1 protein-coding gene (cut by a window edge) is annotated in these 22,081 nt (G+C 71.0%); it reads right to left on the bottom strand.

The window, feature by feature from the left end; all coding sequences use genetic code 11:
• A protein-coding gene (locus ACL03I_RS06045; protein WP_412805316.1) for a non-ribosomal peptide synthase/polyketide synthase crosses the window boundary here: on the bottom strand, positions 1-22,081 show its 5' portion. It extends 21,752 nt beyond the left edge of the window; 22,081 of the gene's 43,833 nt are visible here — the first part of the coding sequence; the start codon lies at positions 22,079-22,081; its stop codon lies beyond the left edge, outside the window.

Below are 22,081 nucleotides of genomic sequence, written 5' to 3'. Positions count from 1 at the left end.
CGCGCAGGTAGCCCGCGCGCACCCGCAGCCGCGAATCCAGCTGCGCGATCAGGGTCAGCGGGTAGTGCGTGGCGTCGGCCGCGTCCAGGCCGACCACGGCCATGCCGTCGATGTTCGCCGCCTGCGCTTGCAAGCCCGCGGCGTCGACCGGGTAGGACTCGAACACCACCAGGGTGTCGAACAGCCCGCCGACGCCCGCGACGGCCTGGATGTCGGCCAGGCCAACGTAGTGGTGGTCGAGCAGGTCGGCCTGCTCGCCCTGAGTGCGGACCAGCAGGTCGCGCACGGACTCCGACGGATCGAAACGCACCCGCACCGGCACGGTGTTGATGAACAAGCCGACCATCGCCTCCACGCCGGACAGCTGCGCGGGACGACCGGAGACGGTGGTGCCGAACAGCACGTCGTCGCGGCTGGTCATGCGGCCGACGAGGATGCCCCACGCCGTCTGCAGCACGGTGTTCGGGGTGACGCCCAGCGAGCCGGCCAGCGCGGTCAGCCGCGCGGTGGTCGCCTCGTCCAGGTCGAAGAAGTACTCGCCGGACAGCGAGGTGATCTCGCGACCGGCGTCCGGCCGCGCCAGCAGGGTCGGCTCGCCGACGCCGCGCAGCGCGTGCGCCCACGCGGCCAGCGACGCCGCCTGATCCTGCTGCCGGGTCCAGTCCAGGAAGTGCCGGTAGGACCGCACCGCGGGCAGCGCGGAGACGTCCGCGTGCGCGGCGTAGAGCACCAGCAGATCCCGCATGAGCAGCGGCATGGACCAGCCGTCGAGCAGGATGTGGTGGTTGGACACCACGAACTGCCAGCGGTCGGCCGCGACCTGGATCAGCGTGAAGCGGATCAGCGGCGGCGCGGCCAGGTCGAACCGGCTCATGCGATCGGCCTCGATCAGGTCGTCGGCCGCACCGGATTCGATCCGGTCGTGCTCGGCCCACGCCACCCGGACGCTGTCCAGCACGATCTGCACCGGGTTGCCGTCGTGGTCGCTGACGAACGCCGTGCGCAGGTTCTCGTAGCGGTCCACCAGAGCCTGTGCGGCCGAGCGCAACCGGGCGGCGTCCACCCGGCCGGTGAGCGTCAGCACCGCCTGGGCGGTGTACACGTCCACCGAGGTCGCCGCGAGGCGGGCGTGGAACAACAGACCGGCCTGCAACGCCGACAGCGGCCACACGTCGGCCAGCGCCGGGAAGCGCCGCTCCCAGACGTCGATATCGCGTTGCGTGCTGCGCACCAGCGCGAAGTCCGACGGTGTATGCCCGCCCGCGCCCGCCGAATTGGCGTGCCCCGCGACAGCTTCCAGCGCCGCGGTCCACAATTCGCCGAACTCGCGCACCTCGGCGGCCGACAGCAGGGTCGACGGGTAGCCGATGTTGGCGGTCAGCTTGTCGCCGACCACGATCGCGTTCACGTCCAGCGGCGCCATCGCGGGCATGTCCGCGTCGTAGGCCCCGCCCAGCGCGCCGAGTTCCGGCGCGGGGATCCAGCCGAAGCCGCGCAGCGACTCCGGCACGTCACCCTCGGAGACGCGGCCGAGGTAGTTGAAACTCACCTGGCCGGGCAGCTCACGCGGCAACTCGGCCGCGGTCTCGGTGTTCAGGTACCGCAGCAGGCCGTAGCCGATGCCCTTGTCGGGCACCGACAGCAACTGCTCCTTGACCGCCTTCACGGCCGCGCCCAGCGCGGGACCGCCGGTGAACGCGGCATCGACGTCGATGCCGGACAGGTCGAAGGCGACCGGGTAGATCGCGGTGAACCAGCCGACGGTGCGCGACAGATCCGCACCCGGCACCACGTCTTCCTCGCGGCCGTGACCCTCCAAGCGGATCAGCAGCGAATCCTCGCCGCGAGCGGCCACCCGCCGCGCCCGCCACTTGGCGGTGGCCAGCGCCAGCGCGGTCAGCAGGCCGTCGTTCACACCGCCGTGGAACAGCGCCGGAACCGTGGTGAGCAGGGCCTTGGTGACCTCGGCGGACACCTCGACCTGATGCTTCTCGATGACGCCCGAGGTGTCGAGAGCCGGATCCATCGCACGCTCGGTCAGCAGCGGATCGGCCGTACCGACCACCGAACGCCAGTAGTCCAGTTCGGCCACCCGCTCCGGGCTGACCGCTTCGCGCTCCAGCGCGTGCGCCCACGCCCGCATCGACGTGGCCGGGGCGACCAACTCGGGCGTCTGCCCGGCGGTGCGCTGCCCCCACGCGGCGACGAAGTCGGGCACCAGGATGCGCCAGGAGACGCCGTCCACCACCAAGTGGTGGGCGACGACGATCAGGCGTCCGGCGCGCTCGGCGGAATCCGGCTCGAGCCAGACGAACCGGATGACCACGCCCGCGGCCGGATCGAGCCGGTCCAGCGACTCGTCCAGTGCGGCCGAGGCGATCTCGACCAGGTCGGCGTCGGTGACGTTCGCGTCGAACTCGGTGCGATCGATCAGCGCGTCCACCGCGACCGTGCCCGGCGCGGCGGTCTCGACCACCCAGTCGTCGCCGTCGCGGCGCAGGCTCGCGCGCAGCATGTCGTGGCGATCGATGACCGCGCCGACCGTCGCGGCGATGCCCGCCCGGTCGATGCCGATCGGCAGTTCCAGCGCCAGCGTCTGATTGAACCGGCCGAACGAGCCGCGCCGCTCGGCCATGAACCGCACCACCGGCGTCAACGGCATAGCGCCGATGCCGCCGCCGGGCGGCTCGGCCAGCGTCGTCGCCGACGCCTCGGCCGCCTCGGTGGTCTCCGCGACCGACGCCAGACCCGCCACCGTGCGCTGCTCGAACACGTGCCGCGGCGTGAACACCACGCCGCGCGCCTTGGCCCGCGACACCAACTGGATGGAGACGATGCTGTCGCCGCCGAGCGCGAAGAAGGAGTCGTCCACGCCGACCCGCTCCACGCCGAGCACCTCGGCGAACACTTCCGCGATGGTCTGCTCGACCGGCGTGCGCGCCGCACGGAACACGACCTCGGTCGCGAACACGGGCTCCGGCAGCGCCTTACGGTCCAGCTTGCCCACCGGGGTGAGCGGCACATGGTCGATCACCATGATCGACGAGGGCACCATGTAGGCGGGCAGGCGCTCCTCGACGTGCGCGGTCAGCGCCGCGACGTCGATCGAATGACCTTGCGCGGCAACGACGTACGACACCAGCGACACGGCGCCCGCGGCGCTCTTGTGGCCCACGGTGACGGCGAAGTCGACGGTCTCGTGCGAGGCGAGCGCGGCGTCGATCTCGCCGAGTTCGATGCGGAAACCGCGCACCTTCACCTGGAAGTCGGAGCGGCCTACGTATTCGACAACTAGGGATTCGACTCCTCCAGCGGGCGCGGAGCCTGCGGAGTGCCCGACCCGGGTCCAGCGCACCACGTCGCCGGTGCGGTACATCCGCGCGCCGGGCACGTACGGGTTGGCGACGAACCGTTCCGCGGACAGGCCGGGGCGGGCGTGGTAGCCACGCGCCAGCTGGACGCCCGACAGATACAGCTCACCCGCGACACCCACCGGAACGGGCCTGAGCTGGGCGTCCAGGATCAGCGACTGCATGCCGCGGGTCGGGCCACCGATGGTGACCCGGTCGCCGGGCGCGAGCGCGTCGCTGATGTTGGTCATGATCGTGGTCTCGGTCGGGCCGTAACCGTTGTGGAAGCGGCGGCCCGAACCGTCCGGCGCGCCACCCCACTTGGTGACCAGATCGGCCGGCACGGCCTCGCCGCCCGCCACGATCACCCGCATGCCTGCCAGCGCGGCCGAATCCAGCGACGCGAGCACCGACGGGGTGATGAAGGCGTGCGTGACCCGCTCGGCGCGGATCAGCTCGGACAGTTCCTCGCCGCCGTACACGCCGGGCGGGCAGACCACCAGGGCGCCGCCGCGGCCGATCGCGAGCAGGAACTCCAGGATCGAGGCGTCGAAGCTGGGCGAGGCGAAATGCAGTGCGCGCGTGTCGGAGTCGACGTCGTAGCGGGCGTTCTGCTCGTCGCGGAAGTTCGCCAGACCGGCGTGGGTGACCACGACGCCCTTGGGTACGCCGGTGGAACCGGAGGTGTAGATGACGTAGGCGGGGTGCTCCGGCCGCACCGGGCGCACCCGATCGGCGTCGGTCACCGGGGCGCTGTCGAACCCGTCGAGATCCAGCTCGTCGAGCACCAGCCACTCGACCGATTCCGGCAGTTCGGCGCGCACCGAGGCCACGGTCAGGCCGATCGGGGAACCGGAGTCGGTGACCATGTGCGCGATGCGGTCGGCCGGATAGGCCGGGTCGATCGGCACGAACGCGGCACCGGACTTCGACACCGCCCACTCGGCGAAGTACGACTCGTCCGAGCGCGGCACGGCGACCGCCACCAGATCCTCGGTGCCGATACCGCGCTCGATCAGCAAGCGGGCCAAGCGGTTGGACCGCGCGTCCAGCTCGCCATAGGACACACTTCTCCCCTGGAACACCACGGCGGGCGCCTCGGGATCGATGGCGGCGGCCTCGGCGATCAGGTCCGGCAGCGTCCGCGCGGGCGTGGCGGGCGCGCCGGTGCGCGCGACCAGGTCGGCGCGCTCGGCGGCGTCGAGCACGTCGATCGCGCCGACGGCGACCGACGGATCGGCCGCCACCGCGGCGAGCACACGCTCCCAGCGATCCACGATGGCCGCGGCGGTCGACTCGTCGAACAGCTCGGTGGCGTAGGTGAGCGCCAAAGCCATGGCGCCGGAACCGGTTTCGCCGCGCTCGGCGAGGGTGAACTGCAGGTCGAAGCGCGCGACGTTCTCTTCCAGGTCCAGCGCCGACACCGAAAGCCCCGGCAGTTCCAGGGTGGTGCGCTCCAAGTTCTGGAACGCCAGCATCACCTGGAACAGCGGGTTGCGGGCCTGCGAGCGCTCCGGCGCGAGCAGTTCCACCAGCCGCTCGAACGGCACGTCGGCGTTGCCGTAGGCGTCCAGGTCGGTGCGGCGCACCCGGCCGAGCAGGTCGGCGAACGACTCGCCCGGCTCGATTCCCGTGCGCAACACCAGCGTGTTGACGAACATGCCGACCAGGTCGTCGAGCGCGGCCTCGCCGCGGCCCGCGACCGGGGTGCCGACCGCGACGTCGTCGCTGCCCGACAGCCGCGCCAGCAGCACCGCCAGCGCGCCGTGCATCACCATGAACAGCGACGCGCCGCGTTGCCGCGCGATCTCCTCGAGCGCGGCGACCAGTTCACCGGACAGCTCGCGGTGCAACGTCGCGCCGCGGTGCGAGGCGACGGCCGGACGCGGGCGGTCGGTGGGCAGGGCCAGTTCGTCGGGGATGTCGTCGAGCGCGTGCCGCCAGTAGGCGACCTGCTTCGCCAGCAGGGAGTCGGAATCGTCCTCGGACCCGAGGATCTCGCGCTGCCACACCGCGAAGTCGGCGTACTGCACCGCCAGCGGCGCCCAGCCGGGGGCGCTGCCGGTGCTGCGCGCGGTGTAGGCGGCCATCACGTCGCGGGTCAACGGTCCCATCGAGAAACCGTCGGCCGCGATGTGGTGCACCACCACGACGAGCACATGCTCGTCCGGCCCGGCCGCGTACAGCCGGGTGCGCAGCGGAACCTGTTCGGCCACGTCGAATCCGGTGGTGACGAACTCGGTCACCGTCTCGATCAACCGCGCCGGGTCCACCGCCACGGGACGCAGATCCAGGGCGATGTCCTCGGCGGGCACGATCACCTGGACCGGGGTGCCGCCGTGCTCGGGGTAACGGGTGCGCAGCGATTCGTGCCTGCGCACCACATCGGCCACCGCCAGCCGCAGCGCTTCGACGTCCAGCGCGCCGGTGAGCCTGATGGCGATCGGCAGGTTGTAGGCCGCCGAGGAGGTGTCGTACTTGTTCAGGAACCACATGCGCTGCTGCGCGAACGACAGCGGCACCAGTTCGCCCGCCGCGCGCTCGCGGGCGACGAGCCGGGCGCGGGCCGCGCCGTCGGCGTGCGATTCCACCCGAGCGGCGAGCGCTTCCACCGTCGAGGCCTCGAACAGGGTGCGCACCGCGACCGTCGTCCCCAGCGCCGCGCCGATGCGGGCGACCACCCTGGTCGCGATCAGCGAGTTGCCGCCGAGGTCGAAGAAGTCGTCGTCCACGCCGACCCGCTCCAGGCCGAGCACGTCGGCGAACACCGCCGCCACGGTCTCCTGCACCGGCGTGACCGGCGCGCGGAACGCGCGCGAGGTCGCCGTCGGGGCGGGCAGCGCGCGACGGTCCAGCTTCCCGTTGACGGTCAGCGGGATCCATTCCAGCCGCACCACGGCCGAGGGCACCATGTAGGCGGGCAGTTGCGCGGCCGCGCCGTCGCGCACCGCGTCCAGCACGGGCTCGGCATCCGGCTCGGACACCACGTAGGCGACGATCCGCTGATCGCCGGGCTGGTCCTCACGCACGATGACCGCGGCTTGGGCGATGCCCGGCTGGGCGAGGATCGCGGACTCGATCTCGCCGAGTTCGATGCGGAAGCCGCGCACCTTCACCTGGTCGTCGGCGCGGCCCAGGTACTCGAGTTCACCGAAGCGGTTCCAGCGGGCGAGGTCGCCGGAGCGATACAGCCGCCCACCCGGCGTGCCGCCCATCGGGTCGGCGACGAAGCGGGTCGCCGACAGATCCGGGCGTCCGAGGTAGCCGCGCGCCAATTGCGGGCCCGCCACGTACATCTCGCCCGCGACGCCGACCGGCACCGGGCGCAGCCTGCTGTCGAGGACGTACACCCGCAGACCGGCGATGGCGCGGCCGACCACGCTGCCGGAGGCGGCGGCGATGGTCGCTGCGTCCAGCGCGCGATAGGACACGTGCACCGTGGTCTCGGTGATGCCGTACATGTTGACCAGCAGCGGCGCGGTGCCAGCCGTCGCGCCGGTGCCGTCGCCGTGGCGCGCCACCCAATCCGACAGCCTGCGCAGCTCCAGCGCCTCACCGCCGAACACCACATACCGCAGCGCCAGAGCGGCGGCGTCGGGCGCGGCGTTCCGGTCGGCCTCGGCCAGCTGGTAGAACGCCGACGGGGTCTGGTTGAGCACCGTGACCCGCTCGGCGCGCAGCAGTTCCAGGAACTGCTCCGGCGAGCGCGAGGTGTAGTAGTCGACCACCACGAGGGTGCCGCCGAACAGCAGCGGACCCCACAGCTCCCACACCGAGAAGTCGAAGGCGTAGCTGTGGAACAGCGTCCACACGTCGTCGGGTCCGAAACCGAAGTCGCGGTCGGTGTTCGCGAACAGCCGCACCACGTTGCGGTGCGCGACCGCGACGCCCTTCGGGCGGCCGGTCGAGCCGGAGGTGTAGATCACGTACGCGACGTTGTCCGGCGTGAGCGCGGAGTTGCGGTCGGCGTTGGTGATCGGGGCGTCGTCGGCGTCCTCGACGTTGCCGGTCTCCACCGCGAATCCGTCGAGCACGACCGACGGCAGCCCGGCGGGCACCTCGACCTGCACCGTGGAGTCGAGCACCACGCTGGTCGGCCGGGAGTCGGCGAGCACGTAGGCGATGCGCTCGGCCGGGTAGGTCGGGTCCACCGGCACGTAACCCGCGCCGGTCTTCACCACCGCCAGCAGCGCCACCACCAAATCCAGCGACCGCGGCAGGATCACCGCGACCAGCGTCTCCGGCCCCGCGCCGTCGCTGATCAGCCTGCGCGCCAGCACATTCGCGCGCCGGTCCAGCTCGGCGTAGGTCAGCGTCTCCACGCCGAAGCGGGCCGCGACGCGATGCGGATGCGCGGCCACAGCCGCGTCGAACAGCCCCACCAGGGTGATGTTCGGATCGGCGAAAAGCCCTGCGACGCTTTCGGAACCCGACGACACCCAGCGCTGCGAGACGTCCAGCCGCTCGCCCTCGCCGAGCAGATCGATATCGCCGATCGCCGCCCGAGGATCCTCGGCGACCCCGCGCAGGATGCGCACGAAACGATCCGCGAACGCGGCCACGGTCTCGGGATCGAACAGCTCGGTGGCGTAGTTCCACGACAGCGTCAACCCGCCGTCGGCGGCCTCGCCCACGGTGAGCTGCACGTCGAATTTCGCGGTGCCCGGATCGAACTCGACCGCGGCGACCTCGACGCCGCCGGGCAGCGCGACCGCACCGAGAGCGGCCGCCGAGGCCGCCTCGAAGGTCAGCGCGACCTGGAACAGCGGGTGGTGCGCCTGCGAGCGCGCCGGGCTGAGCACGTCCACCAGCCGCTCGAACGGCACGTCGGCGTTGGCGAAGGCGGCCAGGTCGGTGCGGCGCACCTGCTCGAGCAGCTCGTCGAAGCCTGCGCCCGGCTCGACCTGGCTGCGCAGCACGAGCGTGTTGACGAACATGCCGACCACGTCGTCGAGCGCGCGTTCACCGCGGCCCGCGATCGGCGTGCCGATCGCGACGTCGGTGCTGCCCGACAACCGGCCCGCCCACACCGCCAGCGCGGCGTGCACCACCATGAACAGCGTCACGCCGCGGGCGCGCGCCAGCTCGGCCAGCGCCTCGTGCACCTGCGCGTCGACCGAGAAGTTGTGCGTGCCACCGGCATTGGAGGCGATCTCCGGCCGGGGCCGGTCGGCGGGCAGCTCGATCTGGTCGGGCAGGTCACGCAACTGCTCGGTCCAGTAGGCGACCTGCCTGGCCGCGACGGAGTCGGCGTCGTCCTCGGCGCCGAGCACCTCGCGCTGCCACAGCGCGTAGTCGGCGTACTGCACCTCGAGCGGAGCCCAGGACGGCACCTCGCCGCGAGCGCGCTCGGTGTAGGCGAGCACGACATCGCGCAGCAACGGCCGCAGCGAGAAACCGTCCGCGCTGATGTGATGCAGCACCAGCACCGCGACGTGCTCAGTCGCCGACAGCGACAACAGGCTCGCCCGGAACGGGATCTCGGCGGTCACGTCGAAGCCGACGCTCGCCAGCTCCACGATCCGCGCGGGCAGCGCGTCCGCGGCGACGGGCTCGGCGACCAGTTCGAAGGCGACCTCGGCGACCGGCAGCACGCGCTGGTAACCGGTGCCCTCCACCTCGGGGTAGATCGTGCGCAGCGCCTCGTGGCGCGCGAGCACGTCGCCGATCGCCGCACCCAGCGCGTCGACGTCCAGCGCACCGCTCAGCCGCAGCGCCACCGGAATGTTGTTCACCGCGGTGCGGTTGTCGAACCGGTTGAGGAACCACATCCGCTGCTGAGCCAACGACAGCGGCACCAGCTCGGGACGCTCCCGCGCCACCAGCGGCGTCCGGCCGCCCTCGCCCGCGGCCGATTCCACCTTCGCGGCCAGTGCGACCACGGTCGACGCCTCGAACAGCGTGCGCACCGGCACCTGCGTAGTCAGCGCCTCACCCAGCCGCGCCGCCACCTGCGTGGCGACCAGCGAGTTACCGCCCAGCTCGAAGAAGTCGTCGTCCAGGCCGACCCGCTCCACGCCGAGCACCTCGGCGAAGGTCGCGGCCACGATCTCCTGCACCGGCGTGGCGGGCGCACGGAACACCTTGGCCTCGAACACCGGCTCCGGCAGCGCCCTGCGATCGAGCTTGCCGGAGGCGTTGAGCGGGAACTCGTCCAGCACCACATAGGCCGCGGGCACCATGTACCCCGGCAGCCGCGCGCCGAGTTCGGCCTTGACCGACTCGACGTCCACCACCCGGTCCGGGTCCGTCACCAGGTACGCGACCAGCTGGTCACCGGTCCGCTCGTCGGTGCGCACCACGACCACCGCCTGCGCCACCGACTCCAGCGCCGTCAGCGCCGACTCGATCTCGCCCAGCTCGATGCGCAGACCGCGCACCTTCACCTGGAAGTCGGTGCGGCCCAAATACTCCAGCTCGCCCTTGTCGGTCCAGGCCACCAGGTCGCCGGTGCGGTACATCCGCTCGGCAGTGCCGAACGGGTTGGCCACGAAGCGCTCGGTGGTCAGATCGGGGCGGCCCACATAGCCGTGCGCCAGCTGCGCGCCCGCGAGGTACAGCTCGCCGGGCACGCCGACCGGAACCGGCCGCAGCCGCGAATCCAGCACGTACACCTGCGTGTTGAACACCGGAGCGCCGATCGGCACCGACACCGTGTCGGCCTCGGTCACCTCGTGGAAGGTGACGTCGACCGCGGCCTCGGTCGGGCCGTACAGGTTGTGCAGCCGCGCGCCGGTCAGCTCGCGCAACTTCTGCGCGGTCACCGCGGGCAGCGCCTCACCGGACGCGAAAACGTTGCGCAGGCTCGTGCATTCGGCCGCGCGCTCCTCGGCGACGAACACCGACAGCATCGACGGCACGAAGTGCACCGTGGTGACCTGCTCGTCGACGATCAGCCGCGCCAGGTACGCGGGATCGCGATGACCGTCCGGCTTCGCCACCACCAGGCGCGCGCCGACCTGCAACGGCCAGAAGAACTCCCACACCGACACGTCGAACGTCGCGGGCGTCTTCTGCAACACCACGTCGTAGGCCGCCAAGCCGTATTCGGCGTGCATCCACACCAGACGGTTGACGATCGCGGCGTGCGAGACCGCCACACCCTTCGGGCGGCCGGTCGAACCGGACGTGAAGATCACGTACGCGGTGTTGGCCGGACGCAGCGGCTTGTGCCGGTCGGCGTCGGTCAGCGGCCCGTCGGAGAACTCCGACAGGTCGAGCTGATCGATGCGTACCTGCCGGGAAACCGTGGTCTCCAGGTCCGAACCGGAGGTCAGCACGCACACCGGGCGCGCGGTCTCCAGGATGTAGTCGATGCGCTCGGCCGGATGGTCCGGATCCAGCGGCACGTACGCGCCGCCCGCGGCGTTCACCGCGTACATGCCGACCACCAGGTCGATCGAGCGGCGCATGCCCAGTGCCACATACGATTCCGGGCCGACGCCGTTGACCTTGAGCCAGCGCGCCAGTTGGTGCACCCGGCGGGCGAACTCGGCGTAGGACAGACTCGTCCCCTCGAACGTCACCGCGGGACTGTCCGGAGTGCGCGCGACCTGCGCCTCGAACAGCGAGACCAGGGTCGCGGCGGCGTCGCCGACCGGCGAGGTGAGCGCGGCGTCGACCGGGAATTCGGTGGCGTTCCAGCGCTCGATCACCAAGGCCCGCTCGGCGTCGTCGAGCAGGTCGATGTCGCCGACGGTGACCGACGGATCGGCGGCGATGCCGTGCAGCACGCGCACGAACCGCTCGGCGAACGTCCCGGCGAAAACGCCGTCGAACAGGTCGGTGGCATAGACGAGTTCGGCGTCCATCGCCGTCTCGGCCCCGGGGACCTCGCTGAGTGTGAGCTGCAGGTCGAACTTCGCCGTCGGCTGGTCGATGCCCAGCTCGGAGACGGTGAGACCGGGCAGTTCCAGCGCGGTGCGGCCGAGGTTCTGGAACGACAGCATCACCTGGAACAGCGGATGCCGCGCCTGCGAACGCGCCGGGTTGAGCACCTCGACCAGCCGCTCGAACGGCACGTCCGCGTGCGCGAACGCCTGCAGGTCGCGTTCGCGGACCCGGGCGAGCAGATCGGCGAACGGCTCGGCGGTGTCCACCTCGGCGCGCAACACCAAGGTGTTGACGAACATGCCGACCAGATCGTCGAGCGCCTGCTCGCCACGACCGGCGACCGGGATGCCGATGGCGATGTCCTCGGAGCCGCTCAACCGCGCCAGCAGCGCGGCGAAGGCGCCGTGCACCACCATGAACAGCGTGCTGCCGTGCGTCTGCGCGACCCGGTTCAGGTCTTCGATCAGCTCGCCCGGCACCCGGAACCGATAGGTGCCCGCGCCGTAGGAGGCGACCGCGGGCCGCGGACGACCGGCCAGGCGCAGTTCATCGGGCAGCCCGGCCAGCGTCTCGCGCCAGTAGTCGAGCTGCTCGGAGATCAGCGAGGTCGGGTCGTCCTCGGAGCCGAGCGTGTCGCGCTGCCACAGCGCGAAGTCCACGTACTGCACCGCCAGCGGCGGCCAGCCCGGCTCAGCCGCCGAGGTCCGCGCCACGTAAGCGGTCATCAGGTCGCGCACCAGCGGACGCATGGAGAAGCCATCCGCGGCGATGTGGTGCACCACCACGACCAGCACGTAGTCGTCCGGGGCGAGCCGGTAGGCGCGCAGGCGCACCGGCGGCTGGGTGGTCACGTCGAAGCCGCGCTCGACGAACTCGTAGAGGACGCCGAGCAATTGCCCCTCGGCCACCTCGACCACGTCCAGCTCGGGAATCGCCCTGGTGGCGTTCAACACCCGCTGGTAGGCCACGCCGTCGCGAGACGGGTAGATGGTGCGCAGCGATTCGTGCCGTCCGACCACGTCGGCGACCGCGCCGCGCAGCGCGTCCAGATCCAGCGCGCCTTCCAGCCGCACCGCGGCCGGGATGTTGTAGGTGGCGGAGGCCGCGCCTGATGTGGTCGCTGCGCTCCCGATGTCGAAGCGGTTGAGGAACCACATGCGCTGCTGCGCCAGCGACAGCGGCGGGTGCTCGGGACGCACCTGTGCCGTGAGCGCCTGGCGCGCACCGCTTCCCGCGTGCGACTCGATCCGCGCGGCGAGCGCGCCCACGGTCGGGGCCTCGAACAGCACGCGCACGCCGACCTCGGTGTTCAGCGCGGCGCTGACGCGGGCGGTCACCTGGGTGGCGACCAGCGAGTTGCCGCCGAGCTCGAAGAAGTCGTCGTCCACGCCGACGCGCGGCACGCCGAGCAGGTCGGCGAAGATCTCCGCGACGATCTCCTCGATCGGAGTCGAGGGCGCGCGGAACACCCTGGCCTCGAACACCGGAGCGGGCAGCGCCCTGCGGTCCAGCTTGCCGGAGGCGTTCACCGGGAAGGCGTCCAGCACGACCAGCGCGGCCGGGACCATGTAGCCCGGCAGCGCCGCGGCCAGCGCGGACTTCACCTCGTCGATGTCCACAGCCACATACGGTTCGCAGACCAGGTAGCCCACCAGCTGATCGCCCGCGTGCGCGTCGGAGCGCAGCACGACCACCGATTGCGCGATACCCGGCTGCGCCAGCAGCGCGGCCTCGATCTCGCCCAGCTCGATACGCAGACCGCGCAGCTTCACCTGGAAGTCGGTGCGGCCCAGGTAATCCAGTTCGCCGTCCGGCGTCCAGGCCACCAAGTCACCGGTGCGGTACATCCGCTCCCCCGGCGCGCCGTACGGGTTGGCCACGAACCGGTCGGCGGTCAGGTCCGAGCGGCCCAGGTAGCCGAGCGCCAGCTGATCGCCCGCGAGATACAGCTCACCCGCGACACCCGGCGCGACCGGGTGCAGGCGGCTGTCCAGCACGAAGACGCGGGTGTTCCACACCGGGCGTCCGATCGGCACCGACACCGTATCGGCCTCGGTCGCCTCGTGGTAGGTCACGTCGACGGCGGCCTCGGTCGGGCCGTACAAGTTGTGCAGCCGCGCGCCGGTCAGCTCGCGCAGACGCTGCGCCGTCTGCGCGGGCAGCGCCTCACCGGAGGCGAAGACCTGCCGCAGCCGCGGCGCGGGCAGTCCGTCGCCGTTCTCGTTGCCGAGCGTGGAGACGAAGACCGAGAGCATCGACGGCACGAAATGCGCCGTGGTGATCTGCTTCTCGGCGATGATCTGGGACAGGTACACCGGGTCGCGGTGCCCCTCCGGGCGCGCCACGACCAGCCTGGCCCCGGTCTGCAACGGCCAGAAGAACTCCCACACCGACACGTCGAACGTGGCGGGCGTCTTCTGCAACACCGCGTCATCGCGACCGATCGGGTACTCGTGCTGCATCCACAGCAACCGGTTCACGATCGCTTCGTGGCTGACCGCAACACCCTTCGGGCGTCCGGTCGAACCGGACGTGAAGATGACGTACGCGGTGTTCTCCGGCCGCAGCGGGCGCGTGCGCTCGGCATCCGTGATCGGCGCGCCGCTGGTCTCGGCGAAACCGGGCACGCCCTCGATGCCTTCCACCGACAGCGCGGTCACCGCGGGCTGCGGGTCCAGGCCGAATCCGTCCGCCGAGCGGTACAGGATCATCCGCGGGCGGGCGGTCTCGATGATGTAGTTGATCCGGTCGGCGGGCTGATCCGGGTCCAGCGGCACGTAAGCCGCGCCGGTCTGCACCACCGCGTACATCGCGACGACCAGTTCGGTGGAACGCCGCAGCGCCAGCGCCACCAGCGATTCCGGGCCCACGCCCGCGCCGATGAGCTGGCGGGCGATGCGGTTGGCCCGCTCCTGGAACTGGCGGTAGGTCAGCCGCTCGCCTTCGAAGTCCAGCGCGATCGCGTCCGGCGTCGCCGCCGCCTGCGCGTCGAACAGCGAGACCAGCGTCGCGACCTGGTCCACCGGATGTCCGGTGTCGTTCCAATCGATCAGCACCCTGGCGCGTTCCTCGGACGCGAGCAGGTCGATGTCGCCGATCGGGACGTCCGGGTCGGCGGTCACGGCCGCGAGGATGCGGTCCAGGCGCCGGGCGAACGCCGCGACCGTCGGCTCGTCGAAAAGATCCAGGGCGTAGGAGAATTCGGCCGACATGCCCGCCGAATCGCCGTGGTCGTCCTGCGTCTCCGACAGGGTCAGCTGCAGGTCGAACTTGGCCAGCCGGGCGTCGTAGTCGATGCCGTTGACCGAGAGACCGGGCAGTTCCAAGCTGGCCTGCCGGGTGTTCTGGAAGGTCAGCATCACCTGGAACAGCGGATGCCGCGCCTGCGAACGCGCCGGGTTGAGCACCTCGACCAGGCGCTCGAACGGTACGTCCGCGTGCGCGAAGGCGTGCAGGTCGGTCTCGCGGGAGCGGGCGAGCAGGTCGGCGAAGCTCATCGCGCCGTCCACCTCGGTGCGCAGCACCAGGGTGTTGACGAACATGCCGATCAGGTCGTCCAGCGCGGCTTCACCGCGACCGGCGACCGGGGTGCCGATGGCGATGTCGCTGGTGCCGCTGGCGCGGGCGAGCAGGACCGCCAGCGCGCTGTGCAGCACCATGAACAGCGACGCGTTGTGCCTGCGGCCCAGCTCGATCAGGGCGCGCTGGGTCTCGCCGGAGATCACGAACGGATAGGTGCCGCCGCGGTAGGAGGCGACGGCCGGGCGCGGCCGGTCCGACGGCAGCGTCAATTCGTCGGGCAGATCGGCCAGTTCGCGCGTCCAGTACCGGATCTGGTTGGCGATCAGCGAACTCGGGTCGTCCTCGGAGCCGAGCACCTCGCGCTGCCACAGCGCGTAGTCGGCGTACTGCACCGGCAGCGCCGACCACGCGGGCGCCTCCCACGACGTGCGGGCGGCGTAGGCCACCATCACGTCACGGGCCAGCGGGCCCATCGACCAGCCGTCGGCCGAGATGTGGTGCACCACCATGCCCAGCACGTACTCGGTCTCGCTGATCTCGAACAGCCGGGCGTGCAGCGGCACTTCGCTGGTCACGTCGAACGCCATCGACGCCAGCTCGACCAGGTGATCGATCAGGTTGTGCTCGGTCACCCGCACCGGGGTCAGGTCCGGCACGATCTGCGCCGCGTCCAGCACCACCTGCACGGGGCCGGTTTTGGTCTCTGGGAACACCGTCCGCAGCGACTCGTGCCGATCGATCACGTCGATGACCGCGACCTGCAACGCGGCGATGTCCAGATCGCCGGACAACCGGATCGCGACCGGGATGTTGTTGACCGCCGAGGAGGTGTCGAAACGGTTGAGGAACCACATGCGCTGCTGCGCCAGCGACAACGGCACCTGCTCCGGACGGTGCCGGGCCACCAGCGCCTTGCGCGCGCCGTCCCCGGCGTGCGACTCCACCCGCGCGGCCAGCGCCGCGACCGTGGACGCCTCGAACAGCATGCGCACCGGCACCCTGGTGTCCAGCGCGATGCCGAGGCGGGAGGCCACCTGGGTGGCGATCAGCGAGTTGCCGCCCAGCTCGAAGAAGTCGTCGTCCACGCCGACGCGGGAGATACCGAGTACCTCACCGAAGATCTGCGCGACGATCTCCTCGATCGGCGTGGTCGGGGCGCGGAATTCGCGCACCTCGAACACCGGCGCGGGCAGCGCCTTGCGGTCCAGCTTGCCGGAGGCGTTCAGCGGGAACGCCTCGAGCACCACGATCGCCGAGGGCACCATGTACGCGGGCAGCGTGCGGTGCAGCGCGTTCTTGATGCTGTCCAGGTCGACGGGACCGCCGCCGGTGACCACGTAGGCGACCAGCTGGTCGCCCGCGACGGTGTCCATGACCAGCACCACGGCCTGGGTGACGGCCGGATGGTCGAGCAGGGCGGTCTCGATCTCGCCGAGCTCGATGCGCTGACCGCGGAACTTCACCTGGAAGTCGGTGCGGCCGATGTACTCCAGTACGCCCGCGCTGCCCACCTCCGGATCGCGCGGACGCACCCAGCGCACCAGGTCGCCGGTGCGGTACAGGCGGGAGCCGGGCGGGCCGAACGGGTCGGCGACGAAGCGCTCGGCGGACAGGTCGGGACGGCCGTGGTAGCCGCGGGCGGTCTGCACGCCGCCCAGGTACAGCTCGCCGGGCACGCCGACCGGAACCGGGGCGAGGCCCTCGTCCAGCACGTAGCTCTGCGCGTTCCACACCGGGCGGCCGATCGGCACCGACGTGGGCGCGACCTCGTTGAGCTGCCAGGCGGTGGCGTGCACGGTGAACTCGGTCGGGCCGTACAGGTTGTGCACCGCGGCGGTGGAGAACTGCCGGAACGCGGTGACGGTCGCGGGCGGCAGCGCCTCACCGGCGACCAGAACCGCGCGCAGCGAGGCGCATTCGGCGGTGTCGGCGGACCCGGCGAACACCGACAGCATGGACGGCACGAACGAGGTCATGGTGACCCGGTGCCGTCCGATGATCTCCGACAAGTAGATCGGATCGCGGTGGCCGTCCGGCGCGGCGATCAGCATGCGGGCGCCGACGGCCAGCGTGCCGAACAGCTCCCACACCGACACGTCGAAGGTGACCGGCGTCTTCTGCAGGATCACGTCGGCCGGGCCGATCCGGTATTCGGCGGTGATCCAGGCGATCTGGTTGACCACCGACGCGTGGCTGACCGCGACGCCCTTGGGGCGGCCGGTGGAGCCGGAGGTGTAGAGCACGTATGCGGTGTTCGCGGCGCGCAGCGGGGCGCGGCGCTCGGCGTCGGTGACGGGCTCGTCGCCGAATCCGCTCAGGTCCAGGGTGTCCAGCGTCAGCACCGGGATGTCGGCGGCGGTGACGTTGTCGCCGGTGGTGGTGAGCACGCACACCGGAGACGAGCTGTCGAGTACGTATTCGGTGCGCTCGGCCGGGTGGTCGGGGTCGATCGGCACGTAGCCGCCACCGGCGGTCAGCGTGGCGTAGATCGCCACCAGCATGTCCACCGAGCGGCGGATGCCGACCGCGACCAACGTCTCCGGGCCGACGCCCGCGTCGATCAGCTTGCGCGCCAAGCGGTTCACCCGCGCGGCGAACTCGGCGTAGGTCAGCTCGATCGGCGCGCCGAACTCCTCCGCGCCGCGCGTGCCGCCGTCGAACAGGACGGCCGGGTCGTCCGGCCTGCCCCGCACCTGCTCTTCGAACAGCTCGAGCACGGTGGCGGCGGGGACGTCGTGCCCGGTGTGGTTCCACTCGGTCAGCACCCGGGCGCGCTCGGCCTCGTCGAGGATCTCGATGTCGCGCACCGTGGTTCCCGGCGCGGCGACGGCGGCTTCCAGCACGCGCAGGTAGCGGCGGCCGAACTCGGCGACGGTGGGCGCGTCGAACAGGTCGGTGGCGAAGGAGATGACCGCGCCCATGCCTGCGGGCTCACCGTTCGCGCCGCGTTCCTCGGTGACCGTCCATTGCAGGTCGAACTTGGCGATGTCGACCTCGAGCTCGTCGGCGGTGACCGAGAGCCCGGGCAGTTCCAGGGTCGCGTGCGACATCTCCTGGAACGACAGCATCACCTGGAACAGCGGGTGCCGCGCCTGCGAGCGGGTCGGGTTGAGCACCTCGACCAGCCGCTCGAACGGCACGTCCGCGAACGCGAACGCGGCGAGATCGGTTTCCCTGGTGCGGCCGAGGAATTCGGCGAACGACTCGCTGCCGTCCACTTCCGAACGCAGCACGAGGGTGTTGACGAACATGCCGATCAGGTCGTCGAGCGCTTGCTCGCCGCGCCCGGCCACCGGGGTGCCGATCGCGATGTCGCTGGTGCCGGACAACCGGGCCAGCAGCACGGCCAGCGAGGCGTGCATGACCATGAAGAGGCTGACGCCCTGCGCGCGGGCCAGCGCGACCAGCCGCCGGTGCAACTCGGCGTCGATGTCGAAACTCACCCGGCTGCCGTGGAAGCTCTGCACCGGCGGGCGCGGGCGGTCCGCGGGCAGGTCGAGCTGATCCGGCAGGCCCGCCAATGCCCTGCGCCAATAGGCGATCTCGCGCGCCGCCATGGACGCGGGATCGGATTCCGCGCCGAGCAGCTCCCGCTGCCACACGCTGAAGTCCTGGTACTGCACCGGCAGCGGCGCCCAGCTCGGCGCCTCGCCCGCGCTGCGGGACAGGTAGGCGGCGGCCACGTCGCGCGCCAGCGGGCCGAAGGAGAAGCCGTCGGCCGCGATGTGGTGCACGACGAACGCCAGCGCGTAGTCCGCCGCGCCGTTGCCACGCCCGCCGGTGACCGCGAAGACCCGCACCCGGATCGGCAGCTCGGTCGAGACGTCGAAGCCGCGCGCGGCGAATTCGGCCAGCGCGCCGTGCAGTTCGGCCTCGTCGATCGGCTGCACCTCGATGCCGAGATCGACCTGGTCGACCGGGAGCACCTGCTGGTAGCCGCCGTCGCCGGACTCGGGGAAGATCGTGCGCAGCGACTGCTGCCGCTCGACCACGTCCAGCAGCGCCGACTGCAACGCTTCCAGGTCCACCTGGCCGCGCAACCGCACCACGAACGGCAGGTTATAGGTCGGCACGGTCGGGTCGAACTGGTTGATGAACCACATACGCTGCTGTGCCAGCGACAGCGGCACCCGCTCCGGCAGCTGCTGGGCCACCAGCGGCGGACGCGATTCGCCCACGGGCACGGCGTTTTCCGCGCGCGCGGCGATACCGGCGACGGTCGGGGTCTCGAACAGCGCGCGCACCCCGATCTGGGTGCCGAACGCGGCGCCGATGCGCGCCACCACCTGGGTGGCGACCAGCGAGTTGCCGCCCAGGTCGAAGAAGTTGTCGTCGATGCCGACGCGGTCCTGGCTGAGCACGTCGGCGAAGATGCCCGCCACGATCTGCTCGGCCTGGGTGCGCGGCGCGCGGAAGTCGCCGGCGTCGGCGCTGAACACCGGCTCCGGCAGCGCCTTGCGGTCCAGCTTGCCGCTGGTGTTGAGCGGGAAGGCGTCCAGCACCATGATCGACGCGGGCACCATGTAGCTGGGCAGCTGCTCGGCGGCGAACCTGGTCAGCTCCACCGGTTCCACGCTGTGACCGGGAGCGGGCACGACGTAGGCCACCAGCTGCTGACCGGTCGCGGTGTCCACCACCAGCACGACGGCCTGGCTGACCGCGGGGTGGGCGAGCAGATCGGTCTCGATCTCCCCCAGCTCGATGCGCTGGCCGCGGAACTTCACCTGGAAGTCGGTGCGGCCGATGTATTCCAGCGTGCCCGCTTCGTTCCAGCGCACCAGGTCGCCGGTGCGGTACATCCGCTCGCCCGTGCTCGACAGCGGGTTCGCGACGAAGCGATCCGAGGTCAAGTCGGGACGGCCGCGGTAGCCGCGGGCGAGCTGACGCCCGCCCAGGTACAGCTCACCGGGCGCGCCGATCGCGGCCGGGCGCAACCGCGAATCCAGCACGTAGACCTGGACGTTCCACTCCGGGATACCGATCGGCACGGTCACCGTGTCGGCGGCCGTCGCCTCCCAGTAGGTCACCGAGACCGCGGCCTCGGTCGGGCCGTACAGGTTGTGCAGCCCCGCGTCGGTGATGGCGCGGAAGCCGGCCGCGGTCTCCGGCGGCAACGCCTCGCCGATCACGAAAACCGCCCGCAGCGTCGCGCATTGGGCCTGCGTAGCGTGCGCGACGAAGACTGTCAGCATGGACGGGACGAAGTCGGTCACGGTGACCCCGTGCCGGGCGATCATCTCCGCCACGTACAGCGGGTCGCGGTGCCCGTCCGGCGACGCGATGACCAGCTTCGCGCCCACCATCAGCGGCAGGAAGTAACCCCACAGCGACACGTCGAACGTGGTCGCCGTCTTCTGCAGGTACACGTCTTGCGCGGTCAGCCGGTACTCGTCGAGCATCCACAGCTGCTGATTGACGATCGCGTGGTGGGTGACCGCGACGCCCTTGGGGCGGCCGGTCGAACCCGAGGTGTAGATGACGTAGGCGGTGTTGTCCGGACGCAGCGGGGCCAGGCGGTCGGCGTCGGTCACCGGGTCGGCGGAGTACGCCGAGGTATCCAGGGTGTCGATCTCCACCCGCCGCACCGCCTGCGGCAGCTCCAGCTCGTCGGCCGAGTGCGTCAGCACGCACACCGGCGCGGCGCTGTCGAGGATGTAGGCGGTGCGCTCGGCCGGATGATCCGGATCGATCGGCACGTACGCGCCACCGGCCTTCAGCACCGCGTGCATGCCGATCACCAGCTCCAGCGAGCGGCGCATGCCCAGCGCGACCAGCGACTCCGGGCCCACGCCGTCGGCGATCAGGAAACGAGCCAGCCGGTTGACCCGCGCGTCGAACTCCGCGTAGGTCAAGGTAGCGCCCTCGAAGTCGAGGGCGATGTTGTCCGGGGTCCGCGACATCTGCGCGTCCAGCAGCGCCGCGAGCGTGGTCTCCGGGACGTCCTGCTCGGAGTCGTTCCACTCCAGCAGCGTCCGCTCACGCTCCTCGGCGGTGGCGACCGGAAGCCCCCACACGCCGGCGTCCGCCTCGGCGGCGAGGAAGCGATCGAAGAACTCCAGGAACCGGCCGTGGTGGCGGCGCGCCTCGTCCTCGGTGTAGAGGTTGGGGTTGGTCTCGAAGTCGATGTGCGATCGCGTGCCCGCGACCGACTGGTAGAAGTTGACGCCGAGATCCTCGATGCTGCCGGTCGACAGCACGCTGAGCTGCCCGACCATCGGGCCGAGCGCGATCTCGTCACCGAACAGCATGATGTTGACCCACGGCCCGAAGAACTCCGTGGTCACCACACCGTCACCGGCCGCGTCGCGGCGGATGTCCTCGTGCCGGTACCGCTGGTGCCGCAACGCGCCGGACACCTCGACCGCCACCTGCTTGAGCAGCCCCGACACCGTCGTGTCGTGGCCCACGTGCAGCCGCAGCGGCACGATGTTCGACGACACGCCGCCCGAGCGGCGCATCGCCGCGGTAGTGCGCGCGGTCACCGGCAGGCTGAGAATGACGTCCTCGACGCCGTTCCACTGCGCCAGATACGCGGCGAAACCGGCCAGCAACAGACCGGCGGGCGAGGAATCGTGCCGCGCGACCGCCGCGTCCAGCAGGGTGTTCTGCTCGTCCGACAGCGCGGCGCTGGCGATGCCGTTGATCGCGGCGGGCGGCGCGGAACGGCCGGTCAGGCTGGTGCCTTCCTCCAGCCCCGCCACCCGCTGCGCCCAATACTCCTTGTCGGAGGCGAAGCGGGAACTCTCCCGATAGGCGATCTCCTGCTCATACAGCGTGTGCAGGTCGGTTGCCTTGGAAACAGCCGGTTCGACCCCGTCGACATAGGCGGTGTAGAGCTCAGCGATGCGATTCACATAGGTCATCGCGCCGAAGCCATCGAGCGCGACGTGATGCGAGCGGGAATACCAGTACCAATGATCGTCGGCCAGCTGCAGCGCCGCGACCTTGATCAACCGATCGTTCAGCAGGTCGAACGGACGGCTGTACTCCGCGCGCATCCACGCCATCGCGGCGGCCGCCGGATCGGCCTCGCCGCGCAGATCGACGTACACGACCTTGTCGTAATCGGCGATCGAATGGTCGACGAACTGCAGCGGCTCGCCATCGCGCTCGACGATCCGCAGGAACCCGGAACCCAACTCGTGCGACGCGTCGATGCTGGCCCGCTCGAGCACATCGACATCCAGCTCACCGTGCAGGTCGACGTACTGCGCGATCGTGACCGGCACCTGCGGGTCGACGTGCTGCGCGTACCAGATGCCCAGCTGAGCGGGAGACAACGGGAACGCACCCGACACCTCGGGTGCTACCCCAGACGCAGCGTGTGCCCGTTCGCCACCAGTTTCGCCGTTTCCGCCGAAATCCAGCCGGTCCAA

Origin of the sequence: Nocardia sichangensis (genome assembly GCF_047200615.1) — a bacterium.
Classification (GTDB): domain Bacteria; phylum Actinomycetota; class Actinomycetes; order Mycobacteriales; family Mycobacteriaceae; genus Nocardia; species Nocardia sichangensis.
The sequence above is the reverse complement of the archived record's forward strand: the minus strand, read 5'-3'. Positions and strand labels throughout refer to the sequence as shown.